An 18,982-nucleotide genomic window follows, 5' to 3' on the forward strand; every position below is an offset into this window, starting at 1 on the left:
ATATGAAGGTAGTTCTGCCTGTTCATCCATCCCTTTACAAGCGTGCCAGCCATAAGCCGAAGAAGCGGTCGTAGACCACGTAGCCGTCGGGGCGGTCGTAGACCATTTGGCGATCGATGAGTGTTTTCAGGGCCGTTCTGACCGAGCTGGTGGCTTTCAGCTGATGATGCGTGATGAACTGATGAGCCAGAGGTGTGGCTACGACACCTTCCTTGGCTATCGCCACGATGAGTCCGGCCTGTGTCTCGGTGAGCGAGGCGTAATAATTCTGATAGACAGGTTCCTGTTCGCTGACCAGCTCCGTAATGACGTGGTCGATGAAGTCGGGCGTGATGCCGCTGTCGGCGTATTGATATATGCGGTTCAGAACCGATTGCGCATACCACGTGATGCCATCTACCCGGCGGTAGAGATGGCTGAAGGCGTCGGTCGTCATCTCGCGATTCTGCTGTCGGAAGAAACGGTTGGCAAAAGCGTGATAGCTTGTGGAGTCTATGTTATGGAGTTGCATGATTTGCGAGCTCTGAAAGAACGGGCGGTTGGCCGACGTGAACATTTCTTCCATCAGGTGTTGCATGCTGCCCGCAAAGATGAAGTAGACGTTGGGCAAAAACTGGATATAAGAGCGCAAGATAGCTTCTATCCCCTTGTCGTTGTAGGACAGAATTTGCTGAAACTCGTCAATGGCCACGTAGCATCGGTAGTCAGACCGGTGCATATATTCGAAAACACGTTTCAGAGTCTGGGCTTCTTCCGTGGGTCGGATGTCGAGCGATACGGAGGGAAGTCCCGTCAGTTGGTCGAAACTTACCGTGGGACGCAAGCTACCGAAGAACTCCTGTATGCGCCGCAACGCCGCTTGGGGCGTAGAGTCGAGGCGGCCCAGAATGGTGCGAGCCATGAGTTGCACCAGCTGTTCTAAATTTTTAGTGGCGAAAATATCCAAATAGAAGCATTTAGCCTGCGAATCGGTTTGACTTATTTTGCTGAAGACATGTTGAATCAATCCCGTCTTGCCCACACGGCGTGGCGCTATCAGCGTCACGTTGCGCTCGTTGTGCAGCGCGTCGATAAGCTTTTGGGTCTCTTCCTGTCGGTCGCAAAAATAGTCGGCTCCCTTATAACCGTAGATAATAAAAGGATTGTTGAGTTGTTTCATTCTAATCTTATTGCGTAAATTACGTTGCGCAAGTTACGCAATAAGAATGAGAAAAGCAAATTTTAGAGTGAGAAATGTGGAATGTGGAAGTATAGAATGCGTTTACCGATCTATGACTTCCGTGTTTGTAAATGGCAGGCCGTAAGCCATTGCAAACATAGTAACTACGGCAGGCGCATGGCGATTTCATCATAAACCTGTGTTCGGCTTTTGGGGATGTACCGCTTCTCATTTCTTTTTATCACAATTTCTCCATCATCTTGGAGGCTTCACGACAACAACGGAAAACAGCATCGGTATCTCGCCATTCTTTCCTGCTATTTTGAACGTTCCGTCCTTTTCGGATATCATATTCCCGAACAGGTTGAATGGTGAGTAATCATACTCTCCGAAAGACTTTATCTGCAAACCATTACAGAGCAAACCATTCAGCACTACAGCCAGCCCGTGGTTCCATGTAACGGTTTTTTGCTGATTATCGGCTTTTGAATCAGTGTAGGTTGCTTCTTCTACAACATAAGGCTCTTTGCGTGAATAAGCATATCTGACTTGTGAAAAATCTTCATTGAGCATCCATAATATGGGGTGAAATTCCACGATAACGAACTTTCCACCGTCTTTCAGCATCTGTGAGACTACTTGCCCCCATTGGATTAAGTCGGGCAACCAATTGACAACACCGTAAGATGTATATACAATGTCAAACTGTTGCCCTTTCAGCACGGCAGGTGCATCGTAGATGTTGCAGCAGCAGAATTGTGCATTCAGACCTAATTCCTCGTTCAAAGCCTTTGCCGTTTGTATAGCCTCTTCCGAGAAATCCACACCCACGACATTGGCTCCCAACTTTGATAATGAAAGCGTATCCATGCCGAAATGGCATTGAAGATGCAAGATAGACTTTCCTCGAACGTCGCCCAGCAAAGACAAATCCAAATCGGGAACAGACTTTACTTCTCTCTTGAATTTATTCAAATCATAAAATGAGGAATGCAGATGTATCTTTGTCCTTACATTCCACGCTTCCTTATTTGTCTTATAATAATCTTCCATCGTTTGTTTCGTATTGATTTACTATTTATTTTTCTTTTCCCAACGTTGAACCCTGCCCATACAAAAGAATGCAGAAAACAAGCTTAGTATGGTAAGAACGATGCCAATTACCGCCCATACAAACATCCGCGAAGGAGATAGAATAGAAGACTTTGCAAATTCGACAAAGGCATAAATGCAATAAGGCAATGTCAGGAGGCTGGTAATGATAACGGGCACATACTTTTGATACACAATCCACTGTGCGATATGTATTAAAAGGTGAACCGAATACCCTGTTAATGCGGCAAACCACCATTGATATTCCCCTGTCCAAACAGAGCAAAACGAAACGACAGAAATAAGTATAAACTCGTGAGCAGTACCAACGGCAAAGGTGGAAGTGGAATAATCGAAAGTTCCTCGTCGAGTGAAGAATGATTCAATTTTAGGGTATCGTTTTTTCAACTCTTCCCTATTCCTGTCAATCCAACGTCTAAACATAATGATTTCCTCATATTCATGAACCATAAACACGAAAGGAAGAAGCATCATTATTAAGTTTATTTTTGTCATAACTTCCCACTGGAGGATACTAGTAAATCAACTTTTGTTGTTGCTCGTACCATTTTTTTTTATTTTAGTTGTTATTCGATTATGAAAGAAAGTGGAGCAAATGCCTTTTGTGGGCAATCGTCCCACAAGTTTGATTAAAGTCCATCGTATTCGTTTGAACCACCACCTTCATTAGGTTGTGAAGTAGGTTTTGTTGAACTTTTCTTTACAGTAGCTTGATTATTTCTCCATTCTTCCTGTGTGAGTTTGGTGAAATGCGCTGTGCGAATGTCATTCATCAATGGGACAGGCTTGTTGTATTCCGTATGGCTGTAAGTGAATCCACATTTCTCTTGCACTCGTTTTGATTTCTCGTTGCCATCAAAATATCCGCACCAAATGGTAGGCATCTGCAAATCCTCAAAGGCATATCGAATCAATTCGCTGACGGCTTCGGGAATCAGGCCTTGCCCCCAATATGGCTCGCCTATCCAATAGCCAATCTCACAATCGCTACTTGCCATTTTTGCGGAGTGAATCTCACTCCTTGCTGTCATGATACCTACGCTGCCGACTGTTTCGCCTGTCTCTTTCAGAACAACAGCGTATGTTTCCGGATCAGATAACACGCTCTTAATGATTTCGCGACTATTCTCAACGCTCGTGTGTGGAGGCCAACCTGCGATGGGACCGATATTCGGATTACAGGCATACTTGTAGAGTGCTTCGGCGTCGCTTTCCTGCCATGGTCTTAAAATCAAGCGTTTGGTTTGTAGTTCCATATTCCTATTGATAAAAGTTTTTTTATCGTCTGCTCTTCGGGCATTGCGCCAGCAGATTATATAATAAGGTTTCCCTCGCTGTCCATCTTCCAAAATAGATTATAGGCTACCTCGAACACATAGTTGTCCAAGTCTTTGAAATAGCCACTATATCCTCCCCAAAACACTTTCTGTGCGGGTTTCACAACGGTTGCCCCAAGCCGTTCGGCTTCCTGCATCACGGCATCGACTTCCTCCTCCGATGTGGCGTTATAACTGATTGTCATACCCGAAAAGGTAGTCTGTTGATACCTTAACGTGGTGTCTTTTTCCAATTCTTGCAGTGGATATACTCCTAAAACTATCCCACCCAAAGGAAACAATGCGTAAGTCTCCTGACTTTGTCCCGACTTCTTCCAGCCCAAGCCCTCATAGAATGCCAATGCCTTTTGAAAGTCTTTTACTCCTAATGTGATTAAAGAGAATTTCTGTCTCATAAGTTGTACTTTATAATTTAGTTATCAAAACAACCTCTGATACTGCGCGTTGCCATCCTTGTTAAGCCGCAAATCTTACGCCCAATGAGTTGTCAAAACAACTCACCCTCTCTTTGAACAAGCAGGTTGTTGCGCCCCAGATGGCTGTAGGCCAAGGGCGTAGCCATGCGTCCGCGTGGTGTCCGCTTGACGAAACCCTCCATGATGAGGAAGGGTTCGTAGACGTCTTCCACCGTACCGGCGTCTTCGCCGATGGCCGTGGCGATGGTGCCGACGCCCACCGGACCGCCGTGAAACTTGTCGATAATCGTCAGCAGAATCTTATTGTCGATGTCGTCGAGGCCGTATTGGTCGATATTGAGAGCCTTGAGTGCCACTTGGGTGATGGAAGTGGTGATGGTGCCGTTGCCTTTCACTTGGGCAAAGTCGCGCACACGGCGCAGCAGCGAGTTGGCGATACGGGGCGTGCCACGGCTGCGTCGGCCTATTTCGTCGGCCGCATGGTCTTCGATGGGCACCTTTAGCAGCGTGGCCGAACGGCGGATGATGCGCTTCAGCGTTTCGGGATCGTAGTATTCCAAGTGCATGTTGATACCGAAACGGGCCCGCAGCGGTGCCGTGAGCATGCCACTGCGCGTTGTCGCGCCTACGAGTGTGAACGGATTGAGGTCTATCTGTATGGAGCGTGCCGATGGGCCTTTGTCGATCATGATGTCGATGCGGTAGTCCTCCATAGCCGAGTAGAGATACTCTTCTACTACGGGCGAAAGTCGGTGAATCTCGTCGATGAAGAGCACGTCGTTGGGTTCCAGCGACGTCAGAATACCCGCCAGATCGCCCGGTTTGTCGAGTATGGGACCACTTGTTATCTTGAATCCCACGCCCAACTCGTTGGCGATGATGTTGCTCAGTGTCGTTTTGCCCAGTCCCGGCGGCCCGTAGAGCAGGGTATGGTCGAGCGGTTCGCGGCGATACTTGGCTGCTTCCACGAAAACTTCCAGATTCTCAACGACCTTAGGCTGACCGTTGAAGTCGGCGAAGCGCAGGGGTCGCAGCGCGTTCTCAAATTCTTTTTCGGCCGAAGAGAGCCGTTCTTCTCTTATATCAAAATCTTCAGACATGTATTATTCATTGTTCTTTCGGCAAAAGTAAGCATAAAAATCGAGAAATGCGAAGCCTTCGCTAACACATTGATACATAATGCGTTGCAAAAGCAGCCCTTTTACACGCTAAAAGCTATGCTTTGACCTTGTAATAGTTATGCTTTTAGCGTGTAAAAGGGCTGCTTTTGCAAACCGAAAGAACTACTGTTGAATTTTGTCCCTCTGAACCGGAGAAAACTATCTTAACTTCTATACGCTACTTTATCCGATTCCTACAGCTGTTTTGAGTTATTTATTTCTTCCCTCATAGGTTCCCCCCTTGTTTTTACCAAAGGATGGTAATGCTGTTACCGGCGTGTGGTAATTCGATTCTCGTCGGTTCAGCCCCGATTGCTTGGCTGATTACATGAAAAAGATTAACTTTGTAATGAACCCGACAAGTTTAAACAATGAGAATAGAGCATATCGCAATCTACGTGAGAGACCTTGAAGGAGCGAAGAGATTCTTCATGAAATATTTCGGAGCAAGGTCTAATGAACTATATCACAATCCGAGGACAGGATTGCGTTCTTATTTCCTAATTATTGCTGGCCGTAAAAACCGAGTTGTAAAAAATAGTCATCGACTATCATCAACAATAATAAATAGTATTACAGGTACTATTGGTGTTCTTTTTAACTTCATGTTCTGCAGAAATGGATTAGTTTTGGACCACTGAGCATATAAGTTAGTTATCTCCAATCCTATCGGACAGCAATAATAAAACAATATTCAATAAATTCCCTACTTTTATACATCTTTAATTTATGACGAATAAAATCAACACATTACATGTGATTATCTTTACAACATTTGCATTAATTTCTTGTAACCACATCAAAAACAAAGACTTTAAAGTAAATATTCTTGCTCTGACGGAGTCTGAAAGTGTCTATTTTATACAAAAAGTAGACACAATAGAATATAAATGTTATATTATTACAGAAGATACCGATAAAATAAGTATAACAGTACCCTATAGTGCTAATGATTTTATTGATGATTTAAAGAGAAAGAGCAAGAGTCTTTCTTATTTTCCAATAGCTCAAAAACAGAAGGGATATAGAGAAACCTTGCAAGAAATAAAAATGTGTATAAATGTTATTTTAAATAAACATTCAAAAGAAAAACCTATCAGTATATTTTGTAATCTGTCAGATTTTAGTGATATTGCCATTATTGTTTCGAAACGACTCCCAGAAAAGAAATGTAAGAATAGATCTCAGATAGAAGAGTGTATTAACCATACTACATTAGCAGCTGATTTGACCGCAATATTGGGAATGTATAATATGAGCGTACAATCCATATCATTAGATTCAGAAGCAAAAAGTATTTTTATGAACAAGGAATTATTTTTATCAAACCACACTACATCTATTATGGACATACCTCAAAAAATTCTTGCTGTTCCAATTAAAATTATTACTGTCGTTCGATGATGGCGCACGGCTGGAAATCATGAACAAACCACAGATGACGGACGGAGAGAAAAGCCGGAACCGCACAGGTTACATTCATCTGGCTTTCGGTACAGGTGGCAAGGAAGGAGTAGATACGCTGACGGAACGGTTAAGGGCCGACGGCTTCCACGTTATCGATGGTCCACGGACAACGGGCGACGGCTATTACGAAGCGTGCGTAGAAGGTTTCGAGGGAAACTTAATTGAAATAACCATTTAACCCAAATCTCTAAGTTTGCAATATGAATTGCAAACTTAGAGATTTGGGTTAAATGTGTCAGAACAGCGTCAGCGCTTTCTTGACGATGGCGTTTCGCTCGTTGATAATGTGGAAATACTCGCTCATATCCCACAGGTCGCGGGCCACAAGAGCCTTGAGTTGGGCGCGGAGAGCGGGCATGGTAGCCTTGAGTTCTGCCTCATCCTTGGGCTTGACGTTCTGCTTAGCTGCCTCAGCCACAATGTTGTCAATCACGCTCTGGGGCACTTCAAAGTCGCGCAAGAAGGTGTCGAACGTGGGATAACGCTTCTTGAGTTCCTTGCGATGGGCGTCTACATAACTGAGATTGGCGTTGATGATGAAACTGCGGGCCAGCAACTGGCGGTGGAATCGTGTGGTGAGCGTCGTGTCAAGTGGTACAAAGTAGTCGGGCATGACACCGCCACCGCCATATACCGTGCGGTGTTGGCGCAACGTCTGATACTTCAGTGAATCGGCAAAATGAATGCTGTCGGCACTGTAAAGTTCGCCATGTTCAAAACGCTTCTCAATGTCCATGGCGTAATCTAAGTTCTCACCTTTCTTATAAGGCTTCTGAATGCAGCGGCCTGATGGCGTATAGTAGTGGGCGATAGTGAGGCGAATCATGCTGCCGTCGCTAAACTCTATGGGGCGCTGTACGAGCCCTTTACCGAACGAGCGGCGACCTACCACCCAGCCACGATCCTGATCTTGCAAGGCGCCTGTTACGATTTCCGCGGCCGAAGCCGTATATTCATTGATGAGCGCCACGACCTTCCCTTCAAGCAATCGGCCCGTTCCATCGGCCTTATAGTCCTGCCGTTCGGTGCGCAATCCTTTGGTATAAACGATGAGATCGTTCTTTTTCAGAAACTCATTCGCTATACGAACGGCCGCTATAAGATAGCCTCCGCCGTTCTCTTGCAGGTCGAGCACCAAGTCGTGCATGCCTTGCTTCTTCAGTTTATCTACGGCTTCCATGAACTCATCGTAGGTGGTGGCGCCGAAACTACCGATGCGAATATAACCCACTTGCGGGCGAATCATGTAATAGGCGTCGATGGTTTTCACGGGAATTTTGTCGCGTGTGACCGTAAAGACGAGCTTATCCTTGATTCCCCGTCGCACAATGGTGAGCTTCACTTTGGTGCCCCGAGGGCCGCGCAACCGCTTCATAATCTCCTCTTTCGACATTTTCACGCCCGCAATGGCCGTATCATTGACTGCCACAATGCGGTCGCCGGCCAAGATTCCGACCTTTTCCGACGGACCTTTCAGCACCGGTTGAATCACGAGCAACGTGTCTTGCACCATATTGAACTGCACGCCGATTCCGTCGAACGAACCTTGCAGCGGCTCGTTCATGGCTTTAGTTTCCTTGGCGGTGGAGTAAGCGGAATGCGGATCGAGCTTTTCGAGCATGCCCCGGATAGCGTCTTCCACGAGTTTTTGCTCATCCACCTGATCTACATAGAGCCCTTTGATGGCCATTTCGGCTATCTGCAACTTGCGTGCGAGAGTATTATCTTTACCCAAGTCTATGACCTGAGCCAAGAGAGGAGAAAGAAATTGTACGAGAAAAATAAATATAAAGCCTAAGCGCAGCATGGAAAACGGCGCATGAAGGCGGAAAATTGAAATCATAGTTACAGTTGATGTTGTTATTATAAAAATACATATTAGTCCTATAAAGCCTAATATGCCTCTTACGACTCTATTGTTTCCGGAATATCTTCTTCTATCACTAAGTTATCAATGATGAAGTTCTGGCGTTCCATTGTATTCTTACCCATGTAATATTCCAGCAATTTCTGTACTTGGTCTGTTTTGTGAATTGTTACCTGTTCCAGACGAATATCGGGGCCGATGAAATGCACAAACTCATCGGGACTGATTTCGCCAAGGCCTTTGAAACGCGTAATCTCTGGGTCGGGGCCCAGTTCCTTGATGGCTTGTTGGCGTTCTTCGTCACTATAACAATAACGTGTAATGAAGTCACTCTTCTTCTCTTTGTTGCTCATACGTTCATCAGCCTCGGCAATAGCGTGTTTATTCTTCATCTTAGTACGCTTATTACGCACGCGGAAAAGCGGCGTCTGCAACACATAAACATGACCTTTCTTAATGAGTTCGGGGAAGAATTGCAGGAAGAACGTGATAATGAGCAGGCGGATGTGCATGCCGTCGACATCGGCATCGGTAGCTACAATCACTTTGTTGTAGCGCAATGAGTCGAGTCCGTCTTCGATATCAAGTGCCGCCTGCAACAGGTTGAACTCCTCATTTTCATACACCACCTTCTTAGTGAGGCCGAAAGAGTTGAGCGGTTTACCACGCAGAGAGAATACTGCCTGCGTGTTTACGTCGCGACTTTTCGTGATACTGCCGCTGGCTGAGTCACCCTCGGTAATGAAAATGGCACTTTCTTCCTTGCGATCGTTCTTCACGTCACAGAAATGAATGCGGCAATCGCGCAGCTTTCGGTTGTGCAGATTGGCCTTCTTGGCCCGCTCGCGCGCCAGTTTCGTCACGCCGGCCATGGCCTTGCGCTCCCGTTCGGTCTCCTTAATCTTATTTTCCAGCACCTCCGCCACTTCGGTATGGATGTGCAGATAATTGTCTACGTTCTGCTTGATGAAGTCACCCACGTACTTGTTGATACTCTCGCCGTCGGGAGCCATCTGTGTAGAACCCAGCTTTATCTTCGTCTGCGACTCGAAAACCGGCTCTTCCACATTAATGGCGATAGCTGCCACCAGTCCGTTACGGATGTCGCCATACTCGTATTTGCCGAAAAACTCCTTGACAGTTTTAGCTATATGCTCCTTGAACGCGCTCTGATGTGTACCTCCCTGCGTGGTATGCTGGCCATTCACAAAGCTGTGATACTCCTCGCCATACTGGTTGGTATGGGTAAAAGCGATCTCGATATCCTCGCCTTGCATGTGGATAATCGGGTAAAGGCCATCGGTGGTCATGTTGTCGGTCAGCAAATCTTCCAAACCATTGCGACTACGAATGCGCCGACCGTTATACATAATGGTCAGTCCGCTGTTCAAATAAGTATAGTTGCGCAACATCGTTTCGACGATATCATCATGGAAACGATAGTTTTTGAATAAAGTCGCATCAGGTTCAAAATAGATATACGTGCCGTTCTCATCGTTTGAATCCTCTGTTACATCCGTTTGCAACAGCCCTTTTTCAAACTGCAGGCGGCGCACCTTGCCTTCACGATACGACATTACCTCAAAGCGGGAGCTCAAAGCATTGACGGCTTTCACACCGACACCATTCAGTCCAACACTCTTCTTGAATGCTTTCGAGTCGTATTTACCACCCGTATTGAGCACGCTCACGGCCTCCACGAGCTTCCCCTGCGGTATGCCACGCCCGTAGTCGCGCACGCTGATTCGCAGATTGTCGGTCACGTCGACTTCTATTCGGTCGCCCGACTTCATCTTAAACTCATCAATTGAGTTATCGATGACCTCTTTCAGCAATACGTAGATACCATCCTCGGGCAGCGAACCATCGCCCAATCTACCGATATACATACCCGGACGTGTGCGGACATGCTCCATATCCGACAGATGTCGGATGTTTTCGTCAGTATATTCGGGAGTAGAAGCGTTGGAACTTGGGTTCTGAGGAAGCGTGGTTTCTATTTCGCTCATGATGATTTTGCTTAAATAAACTTCTTATAACATTTACGGCGTTTGTGCAGATGGGTGTCGAAAGCCTCCCATTGGCTCTGCACATTGGCATTAGTTTCCATTTCAACCTGAGTCTCTCCCCACTTGATACCATGGGCATTGTAGCGGGGAATGAGGTCGTAAAATAGGAGAACGTTGGCCCCTTTGGCTCTGTATTCGGGCAGGAAACCCACAAGAAGCAGGTCAACGCCTTCAGTCTTGCGGAACTTGAGTGCACGGATGACATGCCACCAACCAAAAGGTAGCAGCCTTCCACGCTTACATTTCTGCAAAGCTTTCGAAAGCGAAGGCATCGTAATGCCGATACCGGCCAGCTTATTGTCAGCTCCGGCGTCCTCGATGACGGTAATTAGGTCGAGATCGAGCAGCTTAAAGTACATGTCGATGTACTGCGCCACCTGCCGGTCGGTCAGTTCGCTATAACCATAAAGATCCTTGTAAGTTTCGTTGATGAGTTTGAAGATGCGTTCGCCATAACCTTTTTCAAAGATATCCTGCTTCGTGAGTTTCTTCACACGCAGGTTATAACGCTTCTGTATCATCTCCGCCAGTTTCTCATAGCGGGGCGGCAATGCCTCTGGCACCATCACCTTGAACTCCACATACTTATTGTCCACGTCGTAACCGTCCATGGATTCGATATGTTCGGGGTAATAAGGATAGTTGTAGATGGTTGGCATGGTTCCCAACTGATCGAAGCCCCACGTGAGCATTCCTTCGGGATCCATATCCGTAAAGCCCAGCGGACCCACGATTTCGTTCATTCCCTTCGTGCGACCATAGTCCTCAACAGCCTTCAACAATGCGGCCGAAACCTCACGATCGTCTACGAAGTCAATCCATCCGAAGCGCACCGATTTGCGTCCCCATCGCTTATTGGCCTTATGGTTGATGATGGCGGCCACGCGTCCTACGAGCTTTCCTCCCTTATAAGCCAGATAATATTCAGCTTCGCAAAAGTCGAAAGCGGCATTCTTATCGCGGCTGAGCGTATTCATATCATCGCTGAAGAGTGCCGGCACGTCGTAAGCGTTGCCCTTATATAAGTCGTAATGGAAGTCTATAAAAGTTTCGAGATCATGGCGAGTCTCTACTTTTCTTATTTCAACAAAAGACATCTTCTATTTATTTTTAATGCTTTTAAACGTGCAAATATACTCATTTTCAAATAGAAAGCCAAATAACAAGCACTTTTTAGCATTAAAAAAGCAGGGCCGGCCACACAAGCATGCAGCCGGCCCTTTGCCTTTTTATTTCATGAAAGGGCACAAACGCCCTCATTTGTGGTTATGCAGGACGTGTACCGAGGATGTCATCGATGTTGGCAATGGTGTGACCATCGCGATGACGGAAGAGATTCAGAATGTCGCGAATGCTACGTTCTTCCTCTACCTGCTCATCTACATACTTATCACAGAAGTTAGACGCTGCACGATCTTTCTGTTCATCGGCCACCTCAGCCAGCTTGTCGATCAGCAGAGAGATATGTTTCTCATGCTCCATCGTAGCCTCAAACACTTCCTTCGGGCTGCTCCACTCTGTCGGAACGGCCTCAATGGCTGTCAGTTTCACCTCACCACCACGATTGAGAACGAAGTCGGCCATATCCATCGCGTGGCGTTTTTCTTCATCGCTCTGCTTAGCCATCCATGCGGCAAAGCCTTTCCAACCTTCCTTACGGAACCAGAAAGCCATCTGGAGATAAAGGTTCGAGGAATACAACTCGTGACTGATTTGCGCGTTAAACGCGTCTTGCATTGTTTTATTGATATCCATAATCACTTGATTTATATATTACAAGAATAGCTCTTGCGGCTCTTATGTTTCATTAGATAAATGTTCGCGCAACAACGCGCGCGTCTGGTCGAGAATGGCTGTCAGTTCTTCGACGGTCGTAGCCCGCAACATGGCGATGCGGGTCTGTCGAAAGTCGGGAATTCCCTTGAACACCGGACTGACAGCCAGATGTCTGCGGGTGTGTAAGATACCCCGATATTCGTCGATGCGCTCCACATTGATGCGCAGCTGTTCTTCCAATACGTCAATCTTCTCATCAACCGTCAGCGGTTCACCGCCGTCCGCTCTCATCTCCCGGAATATCCATGGCCGACCGAAAGTGGCCCGTCCCACCATCACGGCGTCCACGCCATAACGCTCGAAAGCCATGCGGGCCTCTTCGCCCGAGGTAATATCGCCGTTGCCGATGATAGGTATATGAATGCGCGGATTGTTCTTCACCTCACCGATCAGCGACCAGTCGGCCGTGCCGGTGTACATCTGACTGCGGGTGCGACCATGAATCGTCAGGGCCTGAATACCACAGTCTTGCAACTGTTCGGCCAGCGTCGTAATGATAAGATTGTTGCAATCCCAACCCAAACGGGTCTTCACCGTCACGGGCACATTGACTGCCTTCACCACTTCTCTCGTGATGTCGAGCATCAGCGGGACATTTTTCAGCATGCCCGAGCCGGCCCCTTTGCCCGCCACTTTCTTTACAGGGCAGCCGAAATTCAGGTCGATGACATCGGGGCGAGCCTCTTCCACGCGTTTGGCTGCCTCCACCATATCCTCCACCGTGCGGCCATAGATCTGTATGCCCACAGGGCGTTCTTCGTCGCAGATAGTCAGTTTGTTGACCGTAGACTGAATATTGCGCACCAATGCCTCGGCCGATACGAACTCGGTATAGACCATGGCCGCGCCGAAACGCTTGCAAAGCATTCGGAAACCGATGTCTGTAACGTCCTCCATCGGAGCCAATAACAGGGGCTGATGGCCCAAATCAATCTTTCCTATCTTCATACTAACCGCAAAGTTACGTATTTTTTTGGAACATTCTCAGCCTTCTGCCGCTATACTTTCTGCCCAACGAGCAACAAGTGGCGGCCTTCGGCATCGGTAGTAGCAAATATATAGTGGTCGCCGCCGTCCTTTAGTTTCAGTTTGCGGCGCAGTTCTTCCACCGTCATCGGGAAGTTTCTCACGGCCAGATTGGCCTTGTCAATACCCACCAACGCCTTTCGCAACTCTTTCTTATTAAAAGATGAGACGGCCAAGAGCCTGAACGTGCGCCCCGGAAAGTCTTCTACAGGTGCGTCCGAAAGGAAGAGATGAGAGTTAGGGGCCAGTTGACGCAGTCCGAAGGCTTGTTCTATGGCCGCAAAGCAGCCGGCTTTCATGACAGAAACGGATGGGAGAAGGAGATAACCAAGGCCTCCCCCACTCCTCTCAAGGAGGGGAGTGCCTGCCGGACACAAACTATTTCGGGCCGATAATTTATCCGTAAGACAAAAACCATCTCGGGGCGATAATTTATCCGTAAGACACAAGCGCTCTTGGGCCGGTAATCTATCAGCACATTGGCTATTGCCCTTGTAAATAATAGTTCTTTCATACACACAGAGCGTTTCTTTCAAAACCCTATCACTCCTCCGCACGCCCCCATCAACAACCATTGAAGCAACGTCTGTCTGACCTGTATTCTCTGTTACATCAGCTTGCGTCCGGCAGGCACTCCCCTCCTTGGGAGGGGCGGGGGAGGCTACATCATCCACGCAGTGCACGCGTGGGCTTCCGGAATAATCGGGCTGTGCCAGCAGCAGCAGTTCTTTACATTCGCCGCCCACCGCTACGATAAACACATCGCTCACGCTGCCCACATCCTTCACGGCCTTGTGCCAATCGAGCATCGGCGACAGCTTGAGCAGCAGCCGGCGAGCCTTCTGCATGAGCAAAGGGCACAGCGCAACGACGTCGGGCACGCAGTCGGCAATGGCAAAAGTGCGACCTCCATGACTGTCGCGGCGGGCCGGATCGATGAAAATAAGGTCGACAGGCTCCATTCGTTCCAAGTATTCTGTGCTGTCGCCACAGACCACTTCGGCCTGTATCAGTCGCAAAAGAGCCAGATTATGGCGAGCAATCGTGCAGAGATGTTCCTGCCGTTCCACGTAGACAGCCTTGTCAAAGCTACGGGCTAAGTAAGAAAAGTCTACACCGAAGCCACCCGTGAGGTCGACCATCTGCCGCCGTTCGGGGCACAACCGCGCTACGATGTCCGCCTTCAGTTGTGCCGTTACCTCGCTCGAACACTGCTCCATCGACAGATGTGGCGGATAAATCAGTCCTTCCTGTGCCGCCCAAGCGGGCAATTTATGGCGTGCCGTCTGCCAGCCACGTATCTGATCGAGCGCAAACGGCAGGTCTACCTCAGGATACTTATCCTGAAGAAAGGCCAACCGACGCACGTCGTCATGGCGATATTGCTTGATAAATTCCTGTGTTGTCATACCTTACATGCTGTTTTCATAAATGCTACAACTGATAGGAAAGCCCCAGTTTCACCTCAAAAGTGCGGGCTCTTACATCATGATAATAGCGGTAATGGGTCTTGCGACCGAAGAAGGCACCGCCGACTTCCAACTGTAACCCACGCGCCAGATTGATATTGAACGCCGGATTCAGCACCAGCAGACCCGCATAGCCACGGTCGCCCTGCGCATTGAGATAGAGCGGATCGACCGTTGTTAGGTCGCGTTGCTCATAACCCTTCCACGTAAAGACGCGGTAGTATTCAAAATTAAAGACGAAACGACCCATACGGGGAAACTCCATCAGCGTATTCATCTTGACACTATAGCCCGAACCCATATTGTAGTCGCGGTCGATGAAGCTGTAATAGTCGCTCTTGGTGCCACCAAGCAAGATGCCGCTGATGAACACACGCTGTTCCAACCGCGAAACATTGGCTACCTGCGGAAACCGATAGATGACACCGGGGCCTACCGATGCCGCCTCACTGATGCGATAGGGCGTCAGCGACGTGCCGTCTTTCACGGGTTTGGTATCGTAGTAATTGAAATGTTGGAACAAACCGAACTCCATCTGATTGCCGTTTCGGGGCTCGAAATAGCGTCCCCACAGCCTTCCGAGCAGGTGAATACCATTGATAAACGGCTGATTGGGCGAAAGACTGAACGTCACATGGCCCGTAAAATAATCGTAAGGGCGGTTGGTCGAAGACTTAAACACGTCGCCATACTCCACAAAGAAACTCAAATAAGGGTTGTGCTCACCCCGAAAAAGGCCGCCGTTGTCGGCCAGATAACGATGTCCGAAGGCCAGCGTGAAGTCTACGGGGATAGCGTTGTGGTCGTGATAGAGGTAATTGCTCTGCCTCACACGCCAAGCATCGCCATTCATCAGTCGCGTAACGCCCTGCATGGGGTTGATGACCGTGGCCAGAAATTCACGCACGAAGCGACGGAATCCACGACTCCGATCGTTGAGAACAAGTGCCGACATACGATGAGAAATCTCGCCGAGGCAGATTCCTCCTACCGTTGTGGCCATCACATCGTTGATAGCCGGCGGCTCTATCTCGCCCAACATCTCCCACATCAGACTGCCTCCCAACGCGTAAGGCACACTCTGCCAGAAGTTGAGCCCGCGACTACGGGCACTGTTGAAATAAAGATTGCCGTGGTAAGGATGCGCAAAGAGGTTTGTAGAGAACTGGTCGTTGTCCCACACAAAGCCGTGACGCCAATTCCGGGCTATACTTTCAAGCGTGACTTTGGCGAAGTCGGCCTTCATCACAAAGCGGTCGAAGCCGTGTACCAGCAGGTTAAGCGTCGTGGCCTGCAGCGCGGCCGGCCACGGATGGGGCTCCAGATAGTCGGGATCGGCAAAGCGATAAAGGCTGCCCATGCCCGTAGTATCGCGTTGCAAGCGCAACAGCGGACGAGTCGAAGGCCGACGCTGGGCCAAGTGGTTATTATAGTTGAAAGTAAGACCGCCTTGTAGTATCAAGCCGTGGCGGTATTCCTTGCCACCATAGTGGCGCGTATCGCCATAGCCGACCGACACGAAAGCGCCCGCCGCACGACAGAATCGGTAGTCGAGATTGAAGTGGGCCTGCAACGAATAGAGCCGTTCGGGCTTGCTACTCTCCTCTTCAAAGGTTTCCACATGGTAATATCCCACGTCGCCACTCACGCTCCAGCGGGGCGAAAGGTTGACATACCGGCCCAATCGATAATAAAGTGCACCCGAGAACTTATTGTCCAGTCCCATATAATGCGTGCCGACACCGAGAATACTGTAGCCGCTGCGGTTGCGATAGCGCACGGCGAAGTTGAATTTCGACGTCGTTCCGGCAAAAGCCATGAAGTCGATGCGGGTATTGGGGTTGATATTGACGAGTCCGAGCTTATGGGCCGTAGTGTCACGACTGACATTGAGAACGCCCACCTGCCAGCCACGGGGGTGGCGCAACGCCACATTGATAAGTCCTATCTGCGAACCGTTGAGCTGTTCTGTGAAGTTGTAGGCGCTCACCTGTACGCCACGCATAAAGCCCGCGCTGACATTGGCCGCCACCGATAGCTGCACGCCACGCTTCACGCCCATGGCGATGTTGGTCAGACCGGCCAGTTGCAAGCCTTCCAAAGGTTTTCGGCTCAGATTGGTAAGTCCCGACAGCTGCATTCCTTGCACGCGGTTGGCGCTGTTGATAAGCAGGGCGCTCTGAAAACCTTGCATCAACCGGTGCGTGCCGGCGCTGATCAGACCGATGTTCGCGCCCCGCAGCGTGTCGGTATTAGCAAAAATGCCAACGTTGACCGCCCTCGTCCGGGTAGAATCGGCATTATCGTGCCCCACGCCCACGGCAACATTCATCGATCGAAGTGCCGTCGTCGTCTGTGCTCGCAACGCCAACAGGGACAGCGTCATGAATGTCATCAGCAAGACAAGCCGCCGCACGACCATGCCCGCGTCAGACCGCAGCAGCCGATTGAGCTTCTGCATGGCCTTGGCCACTTGATGTTCCACGGTGCGCTCCGATATATTCAGCTCTGCCGCAATCTCTTTATAGCGCATGCCGTCGCGCTTGCTCATGAGAAACACTTGACGACACCGCTCGGGCAGTCGGTCGATGGCTTCCCACAACTGTGCCTCCCGCTCCGAACGACAGCGGGCCTCATCGTCACTGATGAAGCCTTCCAAGTCGTGTGGTGCCACGTCTACCGTGTCGAGACGGGCCCGCCGCAGGTGATCGATACACCGATTGCGCACGGCGGTGTACAAAAAAGAACGGGGATTACGGGGCGCATGCTGCCACAGGCTGACGAAACACTCCTGCACGATATCCTCCGCCGCATCGTCAGCCCCCACATAATGCAAGGCATAAAGACAGAGCGGACGATAATGACGGGCGAATAAATCCTTGATATCAAGCTGCATAACGCGTTATTTCAGACCACAAAGGTAAGGAAAAAACGTCAGTTGGGGATAAGTTTTTCTAAAATTAGCAGTGTTTTAATGCTTGATTGACAAGGCGGAAGGCGGTAAATAATGCTTGTTTTGTTAATGCGGAACGTAATGAATCACGTTCCGTCTCTGCCTGTGTTCCTGTTGCGGCACAGAAACTCTTCGTCAAAAAAGTCTCTTTGTGTGTTGTCAGAAATCATCTGCAACGGCAAAAAGCTATTCTCCTGCCGACTTCAAAAAATAGAAACATGATGTCGTGAAGAAATTGCGGATATATGGAATAGCCCCAATCACGGAATATAGTTTTCGCGGGCGTAGGTGGAATTTCACCTCATAGTGAGGATTGATGAAATAGAAAGTTCTGTTAATGGACTCGAAGCCTTCTCTTCTCATTACTCTTTCAAACAATTCTATAGGGCATTTGGTCAACTTGATATTCAGCAATTCCCTGACACACCCCTCATCCTCTTTCCACGCCCTTAATATCCGCTCATATAATGTCGTTGGAAGCAAGTGGAAGAAAGGCAAATGTGAGAGGAAACGGCCACGGCATATTTGCTGATGTCCACCGAATGGCATCTGCCATGCGGGAAAAGACATGAAAATCACCCCCCGTTTTTAACAGTTGTTTGCATTTTCGCATAAAGCTATCCTTGTCGGCGATATGCTCTATCACGTCGTGGCATACAATCAAGTCGAACTGATATTTGAGTTCCTCCACCTGAAATACATCGGAGGCAATGAAATGGCCTTTCGCTCCATTCTCTTGGAAAAAAATCCTTGCGTCTCTTATCCGTTCCTCGGCCATGTCCACACCCACAACATTGCAGCCCATACGAGAGAAAGGCAGTAGATTGCCACCGTCTCCACAACCTATCTCCAAGACATTCGTTCCTTTTCCTACTTGCCTGTATTGTTGTATGTAAGAAATGAAATACTTCTCGCTTGTAGTTGCGAGTTCGTTGAAATACTGCCTTCTGTTAAGTTGTCTTGACTGCATCGTACTTTTGGTGTTTGGGTTGGATGGCAAAGATACGAAATAATTCTCTTTTTGGACTTCTATAGGATTTTTTTTTGAGGTGAAATCCAATAGTGTCCTAAATAATTTTTGTGAAAACGCATATAAAGTTTCATCAAATC

Annotated in this window: 17 protein-coding genes; 3 read left to right on the forward strand and 14 right to left on the reverse strand. The window is 48.5% G+C overall.

What is annotated here, in order from left to right; translation table 11 throughout:
• Window positions 1–34: 34 nt before the first annotated feature.
• The 6 genes from JHU38_RS07900 to ruvB form a co-directional block, all read right to left on the reverse strand.
• Window positions 35–1,159 carry an AAA family ATPase gene (locus JHU38_RS07900; protein ID WP_107581459.1) on the reverse strand — a complete coding sequence of 375 codons (1,125 nt, stop codon included), beginning with the start codon at window positions 1,157–1,159 and terminating at the stop codon, window positions 35–37.
• Window positions 1,160–1,414: 255 nt separating this feature from the next.
• Complete coding sequence (locus JHU38_RS07905) at window positions 1,415–2,212, reverse strand: class I SAM-dependent methyltransferase (RefSeq protein WP_107581458.1); 798 nt, start codon at window positions 2,210–2,212, stop codon at window positions 1,415–1,417.
• 21 nt (window positions 2,213–2,233) lie between these two features.
• The gene (locus JHU38_RS07910; RefSeq protein ID WP_107581457.1) at window positions 2,234–2,767 is read right to left on the reverse strand and encodes an HXXEE domain-containing protein; all 534 of its coding nucleotides are present in this window, start codon (window positions 2,765–2,767) and stop codon (window positions 2,234–2,236) included.
• Window positions 2,768–2,901: 134 nt separating this feature from the next.
• Window positions 2,902–3,528, reverse strand: a complete 627-nt coding sequence (locus JHU38_RS07915; protein WP_232369887.1) for a GNAT family N-acetyltransferase — start codon at window positions 3,526–3,528, stop codon at window positions 2,902–2,904.
• Between the two features lie 56 nt (window positions 3,529–3,584).
• Window positions 3,585–4,004 (reverse strand): VOC family protein, encoded by a 420-nt coding sequence (locus JHU38_RS07920; protein ID WP_107581456.1) that lies wholly within the window; start codon window positions 4,002–4,004, stop codon window positions 3,585–3,587.
• A 92-nt stretch (window positions 4,005–4,096) separates the two neighbouring features.
• Window positions 4,097–5,125 carry a Holliday junction branch migration DNA helicase RuvB gene (ruvB, locus tag JHU38_RS07925; protein WP_107581455.1) on the reverse strand — a complete coding sequence of 343 codons (1,029 nt, stop codon included), beginning with the start codon at window positions 5,123–5,125 and terminating at the stop codon, window positions 4,097–4,099.
• Window positions 5,126–5,556: 431 nt separating this feature from the next.
• On the opposite strand from ruvB, the gene JHU38_RS12500 reads away from it, so the two are divergent.
• From JHU38_RS12500 to JHU38_RS07940, 3 genes are all read left to right on the forward strand, one after another.
• Entirely contained in the window at window positions 5,557–5,826 is a 270-nt protein-coding gene (locus tag JHU38_RS12500; RefSeq protein ID WP_107581454.1) for a VOC family protein, read from the forward strand.
• 88 nt (window positions 5,827–5,914) lie between these two features.
• Window positions 5,915–6,589, forward strand: coding sequence for a hypothetical protein (locus tag JHU38_RS07935; protein WP_107581453.1), 675 nt, complete (start codon window positions 5,915–5,917; stop codon window positions 6,587–6,589).
• Window positions 6,552–6,830, forward strand: coding sequence for a VOC family protein (locus JHU38_RS07940; protein ID WP_232369888.1), 279 nt, complete (start codon window positions 6,552–6,554; stop codon window positions 6,828–6,830). The genes JHU38_RS07935 and JHU38_RS07940 overlap by 38 nt, the downstream gene beginning before the upstream one ends.
• A gap of 57 nt (window positions 6,831–6,887) precedes the next feature.
• On the opposite strand, the gene JHU38_RS07945 is transcribed toward JHU38_RS07940, so the two are convergent.
• From JHU38_RS07945 to JHU38_RS07985, 8 genes are all read right to left on the reverse strand, one after another.
• Complete coding sequence (locus JHU38_RS07945) at window positions 6,888–8,459, reverse strand: S41 family peptidase (protein ID WP_107582336.1); 1,572 nt, start codon at window positions 8,457–8,459, stop codon at window positions 6,888–6,890.
• A gap of 98 nt (window positions 8,460–8,557) precedes the next feature.
• Complete coding sequence (locus JHU38_RS07950) at window positions 8,558–10,528, reverse strand: DNA topoisomerase IV subunit B (protein ID WP_107581452.1); 1,971 nt, start codon at window positions 10,526–10,528, stop codon at window positions 8,558–8,560.
• A gap of 11 nt (window positions 10,529–10,539) precedes the next feature.
• On the reverse strand, window positions 10,540–11,685 hold the full coding sequence (locus JHU38_RS07955) for an N-acetyltransferase (protein ID WP_107581451.1): 1,146 nt from the start codon (window positions 11,683–11,685) through the stop codon (window positions 10,540–10,542).
• Between the two features lie 169 nt (window positions 11,686–11,854).
• The gene (locus tag JHU38_RS07960) at window positions 11,855–12,343 is read right to left on the reverse strand and encodes a ferritin (protein WP_107581450.1); all 489 of its coding nucleotides are present in this window, start codon (window positions 12,341–12,343) and stop codon (window positions 11,855–11,857) included.
• A 42-nt stretch (window positions 12,344–12,385) separates the two neighbouring features.
• Entirely contained in the window at window positions 12,386–13,372 is a 987-nt protein-coding gene (dusB, locus tag JHU38_RS07965) for a tRNA dihydrouridine synthase DusB (RefSeq protein WP_107581449.1), read from the reverse strand.
• Between the two features lie 50 nt (window positions 13,373–13,422).
• Entirely contained in the window at window positions 13,423–14,859 is a 1,437-nt protein-coding gene (locus tag JHU38_RS12425; RefSeq protein ID WP_107581448.1) for a class I SAM-dependent methyltransferase, read from the reverse strand.
• Between the two features lie 25 nt (window positions 14,860–14,884).
• The gene (locus JHU38_RS07980; RefSeq protein WP_107581447.1) at window positions 14,885–17,815 is read right to left on the reverse strand and encodes an RNA polymerase sigma-70 factor; all 2,931 of its coding nucleotides are present in this window, start codon (window positions 17,813–17,815) and stop codon (window positions 14,885–14,887) included.
• Between the two features lie 517 nt (window positions 17,816–18,332).
• The coding region (locus tag JHU38_RS07985) for a class I SAM-dependent methyltransferase (protein WP_232369889.1) at window positions 18,333–18,982 on the reverse strand (650 nt) is incomplete at its 5' end.

Origin of the sequence: Prevotella illustrans, assembly GCF_017426725.1 — a bacterium.
GTDB lineage: Bacteria > Bacteroidota > Bacteroidia > Bacteroidales > Bacteroidaceae > Prevotella > Prevotella illustrans.